Raw genomic sequence first — 17573 nt, 5'->3', positions numbered from 1 at the left:
TGTCTTGTCGTTGCGATTCAGTCTATCAATACCAACCGAAACAGAAAGTTATGGCTCTTGCTCTCATGCTTCCCGCATCGAACGGGAGTATGAATTGTCTCGCGCTCTTGCACATTGGGCAAATCTTTGCCTAGCATAGCACACAGACGACAGACATCTGATGTCTCATGACACATGTCGCTCTGCCATCCCTCGACCGACCGGCACAAGATGAGCAGAGGCAAGACGAGCGAGCACAATGACAAGAAATAGAATCGTCGTACTGACCACCGGTGGCACCATCGCCAGCCAGCCTGATGACTCCGGGCGCAACCGTTCCGGTGCCCTCCAGGGCGATGTCCTCATGGCCCAGGTCAGCCTGCCGCACGACTTCGAGCCCAGGGTCGAAGTCCGCTCCGTGTTGCAGAAGCCCAGCAACGCCATGACCTGCGACGACCTGCTGCTGCTTCGTGAACATTGCCAGGCGCTTGCCGAATCCCCCGACGTATGCGGCGTGGTCATCACCCACGGCACCGACACCCTCGAGGAAACGGCCTATTTTCTCGACATCACCCTACCCGGCCAGTTGCCCATCGTACTCACCGGCTCCCAGCGCGCCCCACACGAACCCGGTACGGATGCCTTTCGCAACCTGGCCGACGCCCTGCAGGTGGCAGCGGCCCCGCAGGCTTCGGGGCTAGGCGCCCTGGTGGTGTTCAACCAATCGATCTACGCAGCCAGGCAAGTGCGCAAGGTCAGCACGTTCCAGGTGAACGGCTTCGCCGCGCCCGAAACCGGGCCGCTCGGCTACGTCGACGGCGCGAGAATTCGCTTGTCGACTCGCCCCATCCGGCCATTGGCCAGTGCTGTAGCCATCGGCGCGACATTGCCACGGGTCGATATCCTGCCCGCCTATCTCGGCGCTTCACCGAGCATGATCGATGCCGCGGTAGAGGCAGGTGCCGTGGGGCTGGTCATCGATGGCCTGGGGCGCGGTCATGTACCGCCTGACTGGGTTCCCAGCGTGGCAAGAATTATCGAGCGCGGCGTCCCGGTAGCCGTGGTCAGTAGTTGCCCCAGCGGGCCCGTGCACCAGGCATACGAGTTCATCGGCAGCCTCGCCAGCCTGGAATCGATCGGTGCCCTGCCGGTATTCGACCTCAGCGCACGCAAGGCACGCCTGGCGCTCTCGGTACTCCTCGCATCGCCCAGCCAGCAAGGGCTGGCAGCGAGGATGAAGACCCTACTGAACTAAGCCAGGGCCGAACGCACGCGTGACGCGCTCGGCCCAGGCAGGACTGCTCGCCCAGTCCAGCAAGACCCGTACGGCGTACGGCAGGCACCAGGAATCGGTGCCGATCTCTACGCAGCTAAAGCAACAGGAACCATTCAAGCAATACAAGACAAGGCAGTCCCCACCATCCATGAGGTGACGAAATGAAAAACAAGATGAGAAGGGTTTCACTCATAGCGGCTATCGCTGCGGCATCCTTAGGTTTGGGGCAGGCCCAGGCCGCCGAGTACACCTTCAGCTTCGCCCACGTGCTGATCGAAGATACCCCGAACGGCCAGGCCGCCTTGCGCTTCAAGGAAGAGGTGGAAGAGAAGTCCGACGGCAGGATCCAGATCAACGTACTGCCTGCTGCCCAGGTCGGCGGCGACGTGGAAATCATCGAACAGATCCAGATGGGCCTGGTAGACATCGGCATTCCGCCTACCGCCACCCTGGGCAACTTCGAACCGCGCATGCAGATCCTCGACCTGCCCTTCCTGATCGCCGATTACGACGCCATGGTCCAGGTGCTGGACGGCGACGTGGGTCGCGAGATCCTCGATACGCTCAGCGAGCACAACATGCACGCGGTGAATTTCTGGGGTGCCGGCTTCCGTCACATGACCAACAACGAGCGCCCGATCGAAGGCCCCGAGGACCTGGAGCGAATCCGCATGCGCACCATGCAGGCGCCGATCATCATCTCCACCTACGAAAACTTCGGCGCCAACGCCACCGCCATGGCCTTCACCGAGGTATACAACGGCCTGCAGCAGGGCGTGGTGTCGGGGCAGGAGAACCCGCTGGCCAACATCTACACCATGCGCTTCCACGAAGTACAGGACTACCTCTCGCTGACCAACCACGCCTATCACGCCTATGCTGCGGTGATCAATCAGGACGCGTGGGACTCCCTGCCCGAAGACCTGCAGGAGGTCATGACTGAAGCCTTCAATAACGGCCGCACCGCTTCGCGCGAACTGACCCTGCAGGACGAGGAGACGATTCTCGAAGCCATCCGCGACGAGATCGCCATCAACGAGATCACCCCCGAGGCACGCGAGGCGTTCATCGAGGCCAGTATGCCGGTGCACCAGGAGTACGAAAGCGTGGTGACCACCGAACTGCTCCACAAGGTCTACGACGAGGTTGGCATCAGCTACTGATGCCGTGAGTGCGGGCTCCCCGGGCCAGGCGTCATCGCAACCGCTGCGCCCGGCGCCCGCACGCATAGCTCACCCCAGCGTCCTCCTACGGATGGTCCAGCCATGTTCGATGCGCTCAACAAGGTTCTCGATTTCCTGGAGAGCGTGGCGATGGTCGTGTTCATGTCGATCGCCACCGTCCTCACTGCCGTCCAGGTCGTCTACCGCTACGGCTTCAACAGCTCGCTGTTCTGGGTCGAGGAAGTCGTCATCTACTCCATCATCTGCATGAGCTTCGTCGGCGCCAGCATGGGGGTCCGGCATGGCGTGCACATCTCCGTCGACGTGCTCAACGCCTTCGCCCCACCGGCCGTCAACCGCTGGCTGCACATCATCGCGGCCCTGCTCGGCATCGCCTTCGCCGGCTACCTGACCTATTACGGCTTCCAGCTCTACTTCAACACCCTGGGGCGTGGCCAGCTCACTGCCGCCCTGCGCCTGCCCATGGCCTGGTTCTACCTGCCCATCGGCATCGCCGGCATATTGCTGATCCTGCGCTACCTGTGGGTGATTCACGAAGCCTGGAACAAGCCACCGGTCAGCCTCGCCGAAGAGCTCGCCGCCGAAAAAGACAAGCTCGTCTGACGCCTGGAGTTCCTATGATTACGGCTCTGCTTCCCCTCTTCTTCGCGGTGCTGCTGCTGGGGCTGCCCATCTTCGCCGCACTGGCCTTTGCCGTGTTCCTGGCCATCGACTTCTTCGGCACCACGAATCCCGTCATCGTGCCCATGCGCATGTTCACGGGGATGAACAATTTCTCGCTGATGGCCATTCCCTTTTTCATCCTGGCCGCCGAGCTGATGCGTATCGGCGGGCTCTCCAACCGCCTGATCGAGCTGGCCAAGGCGCTGGTCGGCTGGGTGCCAGGCGGCCTCGCGGCAGCCACCGTGCTCTCGTGCCTGCTGTTCGGCGCCATCTCGGGCTCCAGCCCCGCCACCGTGGTGGCCATCGGCTCGATCATGTTCCCCGCCCTGGTAGCGGCCGGCTACGACAAGCGCTTCGCCATAGGCCTGATCGCCACGGCCGGCACCCTGGGGCCCATCGTGCCGCCCAGCATTGCCCTGATCATCTACGGCTCGGTGACCGGGACCTCGGTGGGCCGGCTGTTCGCCGCGGGCCTGCTGCCGGCCATCCTGATCGCCTCGCTGCTGACCGCCTACTGCATCGTCTACGCGTCGCTCAAGGGCTACTCACGCTCGCCCTTCCCTTCGCTGCGTGAAATCGCCACGGCGTTCAAGTCGGCCGCCTGGGGCCTGGGCCTGCCGGTCATCCTGCTGGGCGGCATCTACAGCGGCATCTTCACGCCGACCGAGTCCGCCGCCGTGGCCTGCGTGTACGGCCTGTTCGTCGGCATGGTGATCTACCGCACCATCGGCTGGCGTGAACTCCTCAGCACCCTGCGCAACTCCGGGCTGACCTCGGCCACGCTGTTGTTGATTACCGCCGGTGCCTCGGCCTTCTCCTGGCTGCTCGCCATTACCGGTACGCCGACCCAACTGGCAAGCCAGGTACTCTCGCTGACCGACCAGCCCGTCCAGGTCATGGCACTGTTCAACCTGGTCATGCTCATCGCCGGGTTCTTCCTCGACAGCGCCTCGGCCATCATCGTGCTCTCGCCACTACTGCAACCCATCGCCGCTCAGGTCGGCGTCGACCCGGTTCACTTCGGCATCATCACCCTGGTCAACTTTTCGGTGGGCATGATCACCCCGCCCGTGGGGCTCAACCTGTTCGTTGCCATGGCGATCTCGAAGATGTCGCTGATCGAGGTGTTCAAGGCGTGCATCCCACTGATCGTGATGATGTTCATCGCCCTGATCATTCTCACCTACGTGCCCTGGCTCAGCACCTGGGTGCCCTCGCTGATCTATTGATACACCAAGCGAAGAGGAGTCCTGACCATGACACTGGCCGAACGCCTCGATGGCGACCGCTTCTGGGCCGACCTGCTGGTCCAGGCCCAGATCGGTGCACTCGAGCCCCGGGGCCTGCGCCGCCTGGCGCTGGACGACAACGACAACCGCGCCCGCCTATGGCTGATCGAACAGGGCAAGGCGCTTGGCTGCCGCGCTTTTCATGACGCCATGGGCAACGTCTACCTGCGCCGGGAGGGCAGCGCCCCCAACCTGGCACCGCTGCTCATCGGCAGCCATCTGGACAGCCAGCCCAGCGCCGGCAGCTACGACGGCACGCTGGGCGTGGTCGCCGGGCTGGCGGTGCTGCGCACGCTGCAGGAGCGGGGCATCGAGCATGAGCGCCCCGTCGAAGTGGTGGCCTGGACCAACGAAGAAGGCGCGCGCTTCGCCCCCGGTGCTTCCGGCTCCTCCTGGTTCGCCGGCCAGCGCGGCGCCGAAGCCATTCTCGAGACCCGCGACGACGACGGCATTCGCTTCGGCGATGCCCTGAAGCGCTGCCTCGCCCTGCTCGAGGAAACCGAGGGCACCACCTTTCGCCCCGAGCCCTACGTGCCCCACGCCTTCCTGGAACTGCATATCGAACAGGGCCTGGCGCTGGAGAGCCTCGGGGTACCGGTGTGCGCCGTCAGCGGCATCCAGGGCGTGAACTGGTACGACGTAGAGGTTCACGGCCAGGCCAACCATGCCGGCACCACGCCGGAAACGGCGCGCCGCGACGCCTTCATGGGTGCCCATGCGCTGATCGGCGCGCTCAAGGCAGCCGTCGCCCAGCACGACGACCAAGTGCGCTTCACCATCGGCAAGTTCACTGTGGCGCCCGGCTCCACCAACACCATTCCCCAGCGTGCCAGCTTCACCATCGACCTGCGCCACCCCAGCCAGGCCGTACTCGACGAACTCGATGCCGCCTTTCATGAACTGGCCGAGCATCAGTGGTCGGGCTGCGGCGCCAGCCTGAAAGTGGCGTCTCGGGTGGCCCCGGTCGACTTCGACCCCGCGCTGGTGGAAATCGTGGATAACGGTGCCAAGCACTACTGCCCCAGCGCGCCACGGCTGGTTTCCGGCGCCTTCCACGACGCCATTCACCTGGCACGGGTATGCCCCACCGCGATGCTGTTCACCCCGTGCCGAGAAGGCATCAGCCACCACCCCGACGAACATATCGAACGCAACGACGCCGAAATCGCCGTGCGCGCCCTGGCCAGTGCGGTTGAAAATGTTCTGTTAAAAGGAGAACGAAAATGACAACCATCGCCGACGCCGTCGCCGCCCGCGGCCTGACCTTGCCGCCGATACCCGAGCCCCGCGGCACCTTCCGCCCCTGGTCGCGGCTGGGCAACCAGCTGTTCCTGGCCGGTCAGATCTGCGAGCGCGGCGGCGAGGTGCTCTACCCCGGCAAGGTCGGTGCGGAATTCGACCTCGAAACCGGCAAGCTGGCCGCCCAGGCGTGCGCCCTCAATCTGCTGGCATCGCTCAGCGACGCCGTGGGTGGCGACATGTCTCGTGTGGTTCGCTGCGTACGCATGAACGGTTTCGTCAACGTGGCCCCCGGCTTCCACGACGTGCCGCTGGTGATCAACGGCGCCTCGGAGCTGTTCATCGACCTGTTCGGCGAGGAGAGCCGCCACGCCCGCACGGCAATCGGCGTCGCCACGCTGCCCGGCAACGCCGCCGTGGAAGTCGAATCGATCTTCGAGATTCGCGACTGATACACCACAAGGAGACGCGCCATGCCCCCTTCCCCCCTGCTGGCACCACTACGCGAGCAGTACGCCGACCTGCGCAGCGGCAAGCTGAGCGCCGTCGCACTGGCCGAAGCCGCCTGCGAGGCGTATCGCCACCGCGGGCAGCACGACAACGCCTACCTGACCTGGCAAGGCGAGGCTGCGCTGGCCTTCGCCTTCGACGCACTGGACGGTGTCCTCAGCCCGAAGCCGGCCCACGTGCCAGCCGCCCCCGCGCTTGCCGATCTCACCTTCGGCGTGCCGCAGCGCTTCTTCTGGGACGACTGTAGCCCCGGTATCGCCACAACCGTGCAACGCGCCATCCATCAGTTGGAAACTGCCGGTGCGCGTCTGGTAACGCTGGAGTTGCCCCATACCGACGAGGCCTACGAACTGTTCCAGAAAGGAGGCGTAGCCGCCTCGGAACTGGCCGCCTTCCTCAATACCGAGCTGCCCCACATGATCGAGGGGTTAGACCCCAACGTGGCGGCCCGCATACGCGCCGCCGACGACATCCCGGCCTGGGAGTACGTGCGCCGCCGCACGTTACTCGACAAACTCTACCGGGCCGCCGCCGAGTGCATGGGTCAGGTGGACGCCGTGCTGACCCCCACCGTGGCGATCACCCCGCCCACGCTGGAGAGCCTGGAGCCGGAAGGGGCCTACGCCAAGGCCAACATGAAGGCGCTGCGCAATACCGTGATGGCTAACTTCATGGGCCTGTGCGGCCTGACGCTACCGGTCGGCCGCGACGCCGCCGGCTTGCCCGTGGGGCTGCAGGTCCTGGCCGGCCCGTGGCAGGATGCGCGCCTGTTGGCCATCGGCCAGGCCATCGAAGCCGAGCTGGGCTGCGGGCTCGAGATACTGGGAGAGCCATTGGCACCTTGAACGATGTGCCCGGCATCGCGACCATGAACTAGGCTTGGCAGCCAAGTGACACACAAGCAACATAAAAAATGAGCATTAAGATGCTCATTTTTTATGTTGTAGAGAAAAACTGAGCAGTATAATGCTCGTTATCCTGAGAATCGGCAATAATTGAGCATCACCCTGGAAAGCCGCCTGCAACGCTGGAGCCTGCTATGACCTGGAGCACGCCATGAAACGGCGCGAACTTACACCGGACGAACGCGAACAAAAGCTGCTGGAGGTGGCGGGCCATCTGCTGGCCGAGGAGATCAGCGAGGGCGAAGCCTTGCGCTTCCTGCGGCGCGACGTGCTGGGGCTCTCACAGGAGACCTATGCCAAGCTGGTCGGCATCAGCCGCCGCACCCTATCCGACCTGGAACGAAACCGCGCCAACATGACGCTGGACGCCATGAATCGCGTTTACCGCCCGCTGGGTTTGCGGGTGGGCTTGCTGCCGCGCCAGCCTGAGCTGCTCGAGCGCGCCATACACCCTGCCGGCTTTAACTAACTTACGAGCCAAATCACACACTCGTTAGTTAAACCCTCCTACTCCGCCGCTTCGCGCTTGCGCACCACGTCGATCTTGTGCTGCTCGCGGGTCCACTTGCTGGGGCTTGTCGATGTACTGGAAGCACTCGTTGGTGAAGTTGCCCTGGTTGCAGGTGGTGCGGTAGCAAGCCGTGGGCACTTCATCGCGGGGCAGCACGCTCGGGAATGGTTAGTCTCTCGTTGGGAAAGAGGTAATGGAAGGGATAGGCGGCCAGCTTGGTCACGTTGGCCAACAATTTCACGACTCTGGCGAAAGCCAGTACACCAAGTTCTTAACCCGATTTCCCTCAGCTAACCGAATGCCAGGCACGGCCCGGCTCATGAAAGCCCATGCACTAGCACGCCGCCAGCCTCACCAAGCGAAAAATAGTCTGGATATTCCAGGCATCCCCCTAGCAGAAACGCTCGACACAGCCGCCATTGCTCGGCGCTGCCCTCAGGTTCCGGCACAAACGATGCTGCGTGAGCTCAATTTATCTCCAACCAGGCCGATAGTGTTCTTGCGAGCATCCGCTTGTTCCATTCTCACTCAGTACAGGCGCCATCTTGATGAAGACACCTTTTCTTATCAACCCATTGTTTCGTAAAACATTGCTGGCTGCCGCCTGCGGCCTGGTCAGCCTGGCGGCAGCCAGCGCCGCCCAAGCTGGCAGCCTGACCGAGTTCACGCTGACAGATGGCCACCCCAACGTTGGCACCATGTCGATCAACTGGGCCAACATGAGCACCACCAACCTGCGTGACGTGCCTCTGACCTCGGGTGTAAACTCCTTCAACTACGTGGGTCAGGAACTCATCGTCAATACGGGCGGTGAATACCTGCTTGGCCAAACAGCCGCGCCAGTAGATACCGTGCTGCTCATCTATCAGGGCTCTTTCAATCCTGCACAGCCCAGTAACGGCTGGCTGACGGGTAATGACGACAAGGCTGGCCAGATCGACGGGAACAGTATCACGGCGGATCTGGACGCAGCCAACATCACTTTTGCAACATGTGGCGGTTCTGAAACGCGTTGCCCAGCCTTGAAGCTCAACCTCGACGGCGGCACGCGCTATACGGTGGTCATCACCACCTACAATCAGGGTATCGAACTCGGCTTTCCGCAATCGTTCTTCGTCTATGGCCCCGACTTCATCGTGGTGGTGCAAGCGGGCGGCAACTTCGAGACGCCGGTGAAAGGGCAAGTCAACCAGTCGGCAGGTGCTTACCTCGATCGGGTCGTCAGCGAGCTCGGCCTGCGCGACCCCAACAGCCCCCTGCTCCAGGCGCTAACGGCGCTCTCCGCCATGGACGACACGCAACGCGCCCAGTTCGTCGAAAGCATGAGCTCGAACGTTTCACGCGGCGGCGTTCGCGATGCCACCACGAACGCGGGGCGCACCATGCTCAATACCGTAGGCAAGCGCTTTGCCAGCACCGGGCTGGGCGGCCAGATGAGCGCCGGCCAGTTGGCTCCAGCCACCTTCGCCGGAATGGCTGTCGAGCGTCAGCAGCATAGCGCTGTCATACCGGGCATGGCACCCGACAACGACCCGCGAAGTAGCATCCTGCAGTATGGCGACCACGACTCGGTGGAGGGCTTGCTCGGCCTGGCCTCCCAGTTTTCGCACCAAGGAAGCTCCCGGGTAGGCCACAGCAGCAGTTGGGCCGAAGGCTTCGTCAGCCGTGGTAGCGGCGACGACTACGACTACCGTACCCACGGCGCCCTGTTCGGCATGGATCGACGTTTCGACGAACACTGGCTGGGTGGGCTGTTCATCGGCGTCGGCCAGGGTCGGGTACAGAGCGACGATGCCGCCAATGCTCGAACCGAGATCGACAGCGTTACCACTGGCGTGTACACCGCGCGCCGGCAGGGCAATGTCATCCTCGACGCTACCCTGCTTGCCGGCTTCAGCGACAACGAGCATCGTCGCGAAGTGGCCGGACTGGCCACCGAGGTGGTGAAAGGAAGCAACCGGGGCGAAGAAGTGACCCTGGGGCTGGGCGCCAGCTACGTGATCGAACGAGGCGATGGCCTGGAGCTGGTACCGCACGCCCGCCTGATGCACAGCTGGCTTCACCAGAGCGCCTACGAGGAAAGCGGCGATTCGGCGTTCACCATGTCCTACGGCTCTCAGCGCCAGCAAGTGTGGCGCACCAGCCTGGGTCTGGATGCCGGGCAGCTACTGCGCCAAACCGAGAAGACGTCCATCCTGTGGACCGGCGGCCTGGCCTGGAGCATGCGCACACACTCCGGCGGCAGCACCCACGCCACGCTCAGCGCCGATACTACCGGCGACAGCTTCGTCATCTCGCCCGACAATCGCACGGTGCACTCTGCCGATATCAATAGCGGCCTGCGCTGGGAGAGAGAGCTGAACGGCAACAGCAGCTTAGCGTTCAGCGGCAGCTACGAAGGCTCATTCTCGAGCCGTGAAACCGAGCATGGAGCACGCCTTACAGTAGGCTACCACTGGTAATAGAAAGCCGTGCATGACCAGCCCTTGGCGATACCTCGTATCGTCACGGGCTGAACATCACGCGAGGTTAGCCGTGCACGGCATAACCTGCCAAGCTGAACGGCCATGAACCGCATGCCTACCTGAAAGACGTGCTGGCTCGGTTGCCAACCCGGAAAGCCAGCCAGATTCACGAACTTCTGCCTCAGCACTGGCAGCCAGGCGACTGATCACTCGCAAGGGTGATGGCCAGCCGCTAACGCAAGCTCGGCTTGCAATAGCCTTCGGCCAGGTCAAGCCACCCTACTCCGCCGCTTCGCGCTTACGCACCACGTCGATCTTGTGTTGCTGACGAGTCCACTTGCCCTGGGGCTTGTCGATGTACTGGAAGTACTCGTTGGTGAAGTTGCCCTGGTTGCAGGTAGTGCGGTAGCAAGCCGTGGGCACTTCGTTGCGGGGCAGCATTTGGTTGAACACACCAGGCCCGGTCAGCTCGAAGATGTTCTTGTCGGACTCGTTCTCGATGTTGGCCAGAATGGCCTTCGCGATACGCCCGATGTGAGGGTTATCCGGCTTGCTGGCGATGAAGTAGTTGCTGATTTCGCCCCGCCGGGTGGTGATGTAGAGCTCATCCATTTCAGGCTTGACGATACGCGCCAGCGGCCACACCGCGTGCCCGTCGATATCCATGTACACCCCGCCGTGCTTCTGCAATACCAGCACCCGCCAGAAATCGGCCTGGGCCGCCCCCACCTGCAGGCGTGAATAGGCATCGAAGATCTCCGCCGGGTAGTTCTCCTTGATGAAGGCCGCCCGCGCCTCGGTGATCATGAAGCGATATTCGAAGCCCGGCGCCATCAGGCGGTTGAACAGGTAGTTGAGGTAGACCGGCAGCGTGGCCTTGTCGGTGAAGTTGGTCTGCCAGATGATGCGCGGCACCTTGGCCTCGGCCGCACGCTTCGATCTCCACCAGGGCGCGGCGCGCTCGGGGATGGTGAAGCGCTTGTCAGGGAAAACGAAGTGGAACCCGTAGGAAGCCAGCTTAGTGATGTTGGCCAGCAGTTTTACCGCCCTGGCGAAGACCAGCACACCGATGTTGTTCACCCACTTCCCCTTTTCATGGATACCCCAGCTACGACACCCCCCAACCCACCCGGTTCCGGGAAGCCAATAAGCTACCATGCCAGCTTCCTCCTCAACGGTGAAAATAAACTGATTTTTCAACGTATTCAGGCCATCAGGCAAATAGGATTCGGCGACAGCGGGCCAACCGTAGCGGCGCTTCAGGAACTCATGGAGCGATGCGCGATAGCGCGTTTCATCAACGCGGCTGAGCAGGATCGCCAAGAGCCGTAGTGAAGGCGTGAAGCTCCCTCTCGACAAGCGTCCAATCGAGCCGATTCACATCGATTGGCACGCCGGGCTCGGCCATGAGATTCACCGAGCCGGGATGAACACTGCCCCAATGGATCACATCCACTGGGGTGGGCACGAATAGAACCATGGATGGCACGGCAAGGCCATCCGCCAAATGCACCGTGGCAGTACTGCCGCTCACCAGCCCATCGGCACGTGCCAACAAGGCGATGTTGTCATAAATGCTGCGGGTGTCCGGAAAGAAGAAGCAACGTGACTTGGGCCACCCCGCGGTGATGGCCTCGATTTCCCGATCCCAGCCCGGCGCCGTAAGCAGGCAAATATCGTGGTCAGGCAGCCGCTCGCACAGCATCTCGATCAACCGTAGCGTCGTCAGGGGGGCCAGCGTCTTGGCGCGCCCCTTGCTGAATGGGTTGATGGTGACAAACGGCCGGGGGCGTACGGCCAGGAAAGCCGCTACCGCCGCCTCACTCTTTTCCTCACGCGGCACGATGTAGCGCTTGTCCGGCTGGGATACACCGCAACGCTTGAGAAGCTCGCAGTACTTGTCTTCCATATGCAGGCCCGCGGTGGCCTGGCCAAGCTTCAGGTCGATCAGGCCCACCGTATCGTCGAGTCCCGAGCGATAACGCGCATCCAAGCAATGCAACAGGTAGATACTGCGCGAACTCAACAGGGTAGAGAAGTGCACAGCGAGATCGACGCGGCCTATCTTGCTGGCCAGAGCACGTATCTCACGCCTGCTGGGACGCTTGCGCGATTCATGCACGACATCCACCCCAAGGTGATCGCGAAACAGCGATGCCATATCCCGGGTGGTGATCACCTCTATGGATATGGGCCCCAGCTTGCGCAGCTCTCGGCACATGAAGGAAAAGATGACAGAGTCACCCCACTTGGCGTCCCAGCGTACAAAGACGATACGGCGAATATCACGCACCTGCTCTACAGCAGGCATGGGCCTGTCGTAGAGCCGCCGACTCAAGGCCCGCCGGCTGTCATCGCGAAAGGCCCGGATACGGTTGATCAGTTCACGCATGTTGCATGACTTCCCTGTCATATTGTCTGGTCAGCAAAAGTTCATAGTCGCGATGGTGCAGAAAAATCACACGCAGGCTGCAGGATGAATCAACTTGATGGCTCAGCGGATTGCGGTGCGGCAAACCTGGCATAACTTCGGTAAGCGCCCCACAGGATGGCCAACAAGAAGGCAAACATCATGACACCGCTATTATGGGCCATGAAAACCTGTGACAAGCCAAAATCGATATACGCCACACAAAGCATGACGCCGGCCAACGCCAGGGCACGGTGTTCGAGACTGCTGTAGGCCATGCCGTGCGCAAATAGACGCATGGGAATAAGATACAGCGCCAGGAGAGCAGCGAGCCCCACGATACCGCGTTTGGCAAGAGCTTCGATGAATTCATTATGGGCATGCCCGTAGATCAACACGCCCGGATCAATCACGCCCTCATCGGCCAAGGCCTGCATACCGTGCTGATAGCCGTTATCGCCCCACCCTACAATCGGCTTCTCGAGAATGAGATGGGAAGCGCCCTTCCACATCTCGAACCGCGCCCCCAGGGAACTCGTCCGGCTCTCACCGGAGACATACTCGGACACATCCTCGAAAGCCTTGTGCACGCGAGACTGAACACCGGTATCCGGAATGGCATAGACCGTCGCGGCCCCAACAACGACTCCGGCAAGTACGGCAATCTTGACGCTACCACTCAGCTCTCTGCCATAGCCGCGGTAGAGTACCAGTAGAATGACGGGGAAACCGATCCAGCCGCCTCGACTACCCGAAAATAGCGAGCCCAGTATGCCCGCCAGCGACCCGGCCAGCAGAAAGGCCACCCAGGTCCGTCGATGCGGCTGCATAACTGCCCAACCAAGCCCCGCAAGACACAACACGCCTAGTAGCATGCTGAGGTTACCGAACTGGATCACATAGGTGTGCCCACCGGCACGGCCTGCCCCCTCCACCAGCTTTTGCCACCCGGCCCAAGTTCCCGCAGCAATGGCCCCCGTGGCGAAGCCCCCCCAGAGCCAGGCAAGGCGCGGAGGGTAAGCGATGACAAGCAACATGGCCGGTATCGCCAACAGGAAACGAATTGGCTTGTCGACCCCACGGCTACCCTGCCCATCCCACCAGGCCTCCAGCACACCCACCGTGGCATAAGCCAACAGTGCCGCTATCACCAGCCAGTCGCTCCGCTCAAGGCCCAATACGGGGCGCTTGACCAACAGCACCACGCTGCCCAGTAACAGCATCAACGCACCCATGGAATAGCCGCTGGGAACGATCAGCGCCAAGGCCCCCAGGAGAAAAACAGCAGCACTGGTGTAATGACGAATCGGAGAGGCTACCGGCGCGGACGACCAGCGGGAAGGCATTGAAGTCACAGAAATTCCAGGCGAGCGCTATCAATTGACTAGGGATACAGGGCCGGCATCATACCATAGCCATCGCCGGCGATCCTCGCTTGGGAAACGGCATGGGCTGATGCCTGCACCAATGGTGCCTATCGTGCTTTCAGTAGGCGTTCTTGTTGATGAACCCCTTGTAGATCGTCAGGAAGATGATCCGCAAGTCCAGCCAGAGTGACCAATTGTCGATGTACCACAAATCGCAATCGACCCGACGCTGCATCTTCTCGAGCGTATCGGTCTCGCCGCGCAGGCCATTCACCTGGGCCCAGCCGGTAATGCCCGGTTTCACCTTGTGGCGCCGCATGTACGATTCCACCAGTTCCTTGTAGTGCTCGTTGTGTGCCAGCGCATGCGGGCGCGGGCCCACGATCGACATGCGCCCCTGAAGCACGTTGTAGAACTGCGGCAGTTCATCCAATGAGGTGCGGCGCAGGAAGGCACCAATCGGGGTCAGGCGCGAATCCCCCTTGGTGGCCTGGGTTACCTGGCCGTTGGCCTCCTTGTGTACTTTCATCGACCGAAACTTGTAAACCTTGAATCTTTTTCCGTTCACCCCAGTGCGATACTGCTTGAACAGCACCGGCCCCGGCGAAGTCAGCTTGACCAAAATGGCGATGAGAATGACGGCAGGCAGGGCAATCAGCGAGAACACGATGCCCAGGATGATGTCCTCCAGGCGCTTGACGATACGCGGCACGCCATCGATGGGGGTCACGCTGAGATCCACCGTTAGGTGCCCCGCCACCTCACCCATACGGTGGTTGAGCAACTGCATGCCGGGGAAGTCCGGAATGAAGCGTACCTCGGCCGTATGATTACGCAGCGCGAAGAAGATCGCCCGCACTGCCCCGCCCATCTCCAGAGGCACGCAGATCCACACCTCCCGCGCACCCGAGTTCTCCACCCGCTTGACCAACCGCTCCAGGCGCAGATCGGTGGGCATGCAGTTCATACGCTCGATACCGGCGATGGAATAGCCTTCGGCGGGCGAGGCGCGCATGCCCTGGGCCACACGTACCAGCTGTTGACCGGGGCCCACCAGAAACACCGAACGGCGCGCCCCGCCGCGTCGGCGCAGGTGGCGTAGCATGAGTTGCGCAATGACACGCAGCCCAGCGCATACAAAGAACGAAAAGAGCAGCGTCATGCCCACCCACAGCCGCGAATAGCGCGGCGCGGCATGGGCGAAATAGATCAGCGACGTGACCAGCGCCGCCACGATGAGCCACACCAGCAGCAGGCGCATCAGCATGGTGGTAATACGCGTGATCCGCCAGCGCGAATAGCCGCCCTGGGCCATGTTCATCACGATGACCAGCAGCCCCATTATCGCCATGGCCAGCCAATAGCGGTCGTGGCTGGGCATGAAGTCGAAGCGTACCCAGTGCGCGAGGATACCGGCCCCGACCACCGCGAGGAAATCCACCACCGGCACGATCAGTTGCGCGGGGTAACGCTCCGCCAAGCTCACCGCGGAATGCTTCATTTTGCCGTTTCCTTGGCCATGGCCGCTGCCCACCCAGGCTCCCTCGATCCTGCGGGTTCCCCCACCGCCGCCAAGGCCAACGCTTGCTGCTGTTGCCGTGCCAGTACGAACAGCACCACCAGCATGAAGGCGTAATAAGTGCCGATCATTTCATGCTGCAAGGCCACCTCCGATAGACAGAAAATCGCAAACGCCAGACTGAACACCAACCCAGCGAAGTGAAAACCATTACGGCGGTCGGCCAGGTAACCGTGCAGGAAATAATACCCGGGGAAGATCAGATAGAAGAATAGCGCCACCATACCGACGATACCGCCGGTGGCCAGGGTTTCGAAATACTGGCTGTGAGCATGGCCGCGGCTAATGGAAGCCGTCCATGGCGTGAGGATACTCGTCTCGACGATACTGGCATTCACCGCTTCGCGCTCATCATAGGTCAAGCCCACCCAGGGGCTCTGCTTGAAGGCCTCCAGGGCTCCTACCCAAAGCTGTACCCGCCCACCCGCAGAATTGTTCCGATACTCGCCTTGGGTGAGCTTGGCCACTTCTTCAACCGTCACGTCGATACGGTTCTCCACTTGCGGCATCACCACGTAGCTGGCCCCCCACAACACGACGAAGCCTACCAGCCACAGAGCGAGCCCCCTGGACCTCAGCTGGCGCCAATGCAGCACCAAGAGAAACAGCCCCACCAGCGGAATGGCGAAGAGCGCCCCGCGAGACGTGCTGAGGATAGTTGCCAGCAGCGCACAGACGGCACCCAACAGCAGCCAACCCCGGCGCTGCGAACCCGGTATCAAGGCGACCAGCAGGAAGAACAGCGAGGCCACCAGGTAGCCGAAATTGATGTGGAACATGAAGCCATCCGCCTGGTGCGCCCCTTGCAGGTACACCTGATAGGCAGCCAGCAGCGCACCTGACACCGCCCCCAGCAGAGCCCCCAGCTCGAGCCCGCTACGGAAGTGCCCCAGCCAGGAAGACGCCATGGCCATGCGTAGCATCAAGTAGATGGGAATGACCGCCACCATGTGCAACCCGGGGCTCAAATAGCGCCACGACATGCCACTCATGATGAACACTGGCAGATGGCTCGCGGCGTACAGAGAAAGCAGCACCATCACCACGATATCCACGCGCTGGATTACCAGCCGGCCACGGTTGGCCACCAAAAAGCCGATAGCGTAGAGCATCAGCAGTGCCACGAATACATGCACCCTCAGCGGGGTCGCCACCAACAGGGCCAATACCACAACCGTAGCGGCCAAGCTCAGCCTGACCGCCATCTTTCCCTCGAACATGTCACGTATCTCTTTACAGTTCCCTAAGCAGCGCATCGAACTGCCGTGCAAATGCGCTGCGCGTACGGTGTATACGCTCTGCGGCGCTTGTTCCACCCTGCGGCCAGTCAGCGGGTTCGACGATGGCCGACACCAGCTGCGGTACGCTTTCGTAAGCGGGCACATTGTACATGCGAAGGAAGGCTTCGGCGGTATCAATTTGGTGGTCATTGCGGTGTTCGCCCAGGCCAGCCCGGCGCGGCAGCATCATCAGCGGCTTGCCCGCCTCCAGGCAGGCGATGATGTTGCCCATGCCGGCGTGGGTCACCACCAAGTCCGCCGCGTCGAACAGCGCCTGGAACTCGACACTAGGAAACAGCGGCCGGGCAAGCACGTTCGGCCATTCGGCAAGCCCCTCCAGGCGGGCCCCCGGGCCGGCCTGGAAGGTTAGCTGCCACTGCGGCCGCTGCCGTGCCACCTGCTCCACGGCCTGCTGCAAGCGGGGAAAATCGAACTGAGTACCCGCGGTGAACAACAGCTTCATAACAGGCTCCCCAAGTGGCGTACACGCCCCGAGGCAAGCTCGGGCCACTGGGTAAGCACGTGGGTAGCGAACAGGCACGCGGCACGCCCGGAAAGCGAAAGCCGCCGGCTGTTGGCTATGCTATCCACCCAGATCGTCTTGCGGCCCAGCAGCCGCCCGGCGAACAGCACCAGCAGCCCCGGTGCTGCACCGGTGCTTATGATCACATCGGCACGGCTACGCCGCACGATGCGCAGGGCTCGAGGAAACTGCCAAAGGCCCCAATGCAGCTCGCGCACGCTGAAGTCGCGCAGGTAGTAGTTCGCCGACCCATTCTGTTCGGCAGCCGTAGAAACGAATTCGGCCTCGTCGGCTTCCACCAGTTCAGCCAGCCGCTTCAGCTGAACCCAGTGGCCACCGAACGAGGCCGCAAAGAGAACATTGATTTCGAAGTCTCCTAACACCGGCAGCCCA

The 17573-nt window shown here is 62.1% G+C and carries 16 protein-coding genes and 1 pseudogene; 10 read left to right on the top strand and 7 right to left on the bottom strand.

The features are described 5' to 3' along the window. The first annotated feature begins 238 nt into the window (after positions 1–238). The 10 genes and pseudogenes from ACUY1T_RS00170 to ACUY1T_RS00125 form a co-directional block, all read left to right on the top strand. Entirely contained in the window at positions 239–1234 is a 996-nt protein-coding gene (locus ACUY1T_RS00170; protein ID WP_446019701.1) for an asparaginase, read from the top strand. 182 nt (positions 1235–1416) lie between these two features. After that, on the top strand, positions 1417–2418 hold the full coding sequence (locus ACUY1T_RS00165; RefSeq protein ID WP_446019700.1) for a TRAP transporter substrate-binding protein: 1002 nt from the start codon (positions 1417–1419) through the stop codon (positions 2416–2418). 102 nt (positions 2419–2520) lie between these two features. Further along, entirely contained in the window at positions 2521–3042 is a 522-nt protein-coding gene (locus tag ACUY1T_RS00160) for a TRAP transporter small permease (protein ID WP_446019699.1), read from the top strand. Between the two features lie 14 nt (positions 3043–3056). Further along, positions 3057–4331, top strand: a complete 1275-nt coding sequence (locus ACUY1T_RS00155) for a TRAP transporter large permease (RefSeq protein WP_446019698.1) — start codon at positions 3057–3059, stop codon at positions 4329–4331. 27 nt (positions 4332–4358) lie between these two features. Beyond that, a complete protein-coding gene (locus tag ACUY1T_RS00150; RefSeq protein WP_446019697.1) occupies positions 4359–5618 on the top strand; it encodes a M20 family metallo-hydrolase in 1260 nt (419 codons plus the stop codon). Further along, entirely contained in the window at positions 5615–6082 is a 468-nt protein-coding gene (locus ACUY1T_RS00145; RefSeq protein ID WP_446019696.1) for a RidA family protein, read from the top strand. Before ACUY1T_RS00150 ends, ACUY1T_RS00145 begins: the two co-directional genes overlap by 4 nt. Before the next feature lie 21 nt (positions 6083–6103). After that, positions 6104–6985: an amidase family protein gene (locus ACUY1T_RS00140; RefSeq protein WP_446019695.1), complete on the top strand. Its 882-nt coding sequence runs from the start codon at positions 6104–6106 to the stop codon at positions 6983–6985. 211 nt (positions 6986–7196) lie between these two features. Continuing rightward, a complete protein-coding gene (locus ACUY1T_RS00135; protein WP_446019694.1) occupies positions 7197–7514 on the top strand; it encodes a helix-turn-helix transcriptional regulator in 318 nt (105 codons plus the stop codon). Between the two features lie 590 nt (positions 7515–8104). Further along, positions 8105–10018 carry an autotransporter outer membrane beta-barrel domain-containing protein gene (locus tag ACUY1T_RS00130; RefSeq protein WP_446019693.1) on the top strand — a complete coding sequence of 638 codons (1914 nt, stop codon included), beginning with the start codon at positions 8105–8107 and terminating at the stop codon, positions 10016–10018. A gap of 89 nt (positions 10019–10107) precedes the next feature. Next, positions 10108–10227, top strand: a pseudogene (locus tag ACUY1T_RS00125) (transposase domain-containing protein); the annotation flags it as partial. 73 nt (positions 10228–10300) lie between these two features. On the opposite strand, the gene ACUY1T_RS00120 reads toward ACUY1T_RS00125, so the two are convergent. The 7 genes from ACUY1T_RS00120 to ACUY1T_RS00090 all read right to left on the bottom strand — a co-directional run bounded on the left by ACUY1T_RS00120 (position 10301) and on the right by ACUY1T_RS00090 (position 17563). Further along, a complete protein-coding gene (locus ACUY1T_RS00120; protein ID WP_446019692.1) occupies positions 10301–11101 on the bottom strand; it encodes a glycosyltransferase family 32 protein in 801 nt (266 codons plus the stop codon). Between the two features lie 217 nt (positions 11102–11318). Then, entirely contained in the window at positions 11319–12413 is a 1095-nt protein-coding gene (locus tag ACUY1T_RS00115; RefSeq protein WP_446019691.1) for a glycosyltransferase family 9 protein, read from the bottom strand. Positions 12414–12502: 89 nt separating this feature from the next. After that, positions 12503–13777, bottom strand: coding sequence for an O-antigen ligase family protein (locus ACUY1T_RS00110; RefSeq protein WP_446019690.1), 1275 nt, complete (start codon positions 13775–13777; stop codon positions 12503–12505). Between the two features lie 139 nt (positions 13778–13916). Next, positions 13917–15299 carry an undecaprenyl-phosphate glucose phosphotransferase gene (locus tag ACUY1T_RS00105; RefSeq protein ID WP_446019689.1) on the bottom strand — a complete coding sequence of 461 codons (1383 nt, stop codon included), beginning with the start codon at positions 15297–15299 and terminating at the stop codon, positions 13917–13919. Continuing rightward, on the bottom strand, positions 15296–16597 hold the full coding sequence (locus ACUY1T_RS00100; RefSeq protein ID WP_446019688.1) for an O-antigen ligase family protein: 1302 nt from the start codon (positions 16595–16597) through the stop codon (positions 15296–15298). Before ACUY1T_RS00100 ends, ACUY1T_RS00105 begins: the two co-directional genes overlap by 4 nt. Before the next feature lie 13 nt (positions 16598–16610). Beyond that, on the bottom strand, positions 16611–17120 hold the full coding sequence (locus tag ACUY1T_RS00095) for a glycosyltransferase (protein ID WP_446019687.1): 510 nt from the start codon (positions 17118–17120) through the stop codon (positions 16611–16613). After that, the gene (locus tag ACUY1T_RS00090; RefSeq protein WP_446019686.1) at positions 17117–17563 is read right to left on the bottom strand and encodes an oligosaccharide biosynthesis protein Alg14; all 447 of its coding nucleotides are present in this window, start codon (positions 17561–17563) and stop codon (positions 17117–17119) included. The genes ACUY1T_RS00095 and ACUY1T_RS00090 overlap by 4 nt, the downstream gene beginning before the upstream one ends. Positions 17564–17573: the final 10 nt, after the last annotated feature.

Source organism: Billgrantia sp. Q4P2 (assembly GCF_052806135.1).
This window is presented reverse-complemented; position numbering and strand designations above follow the sequence as displayed.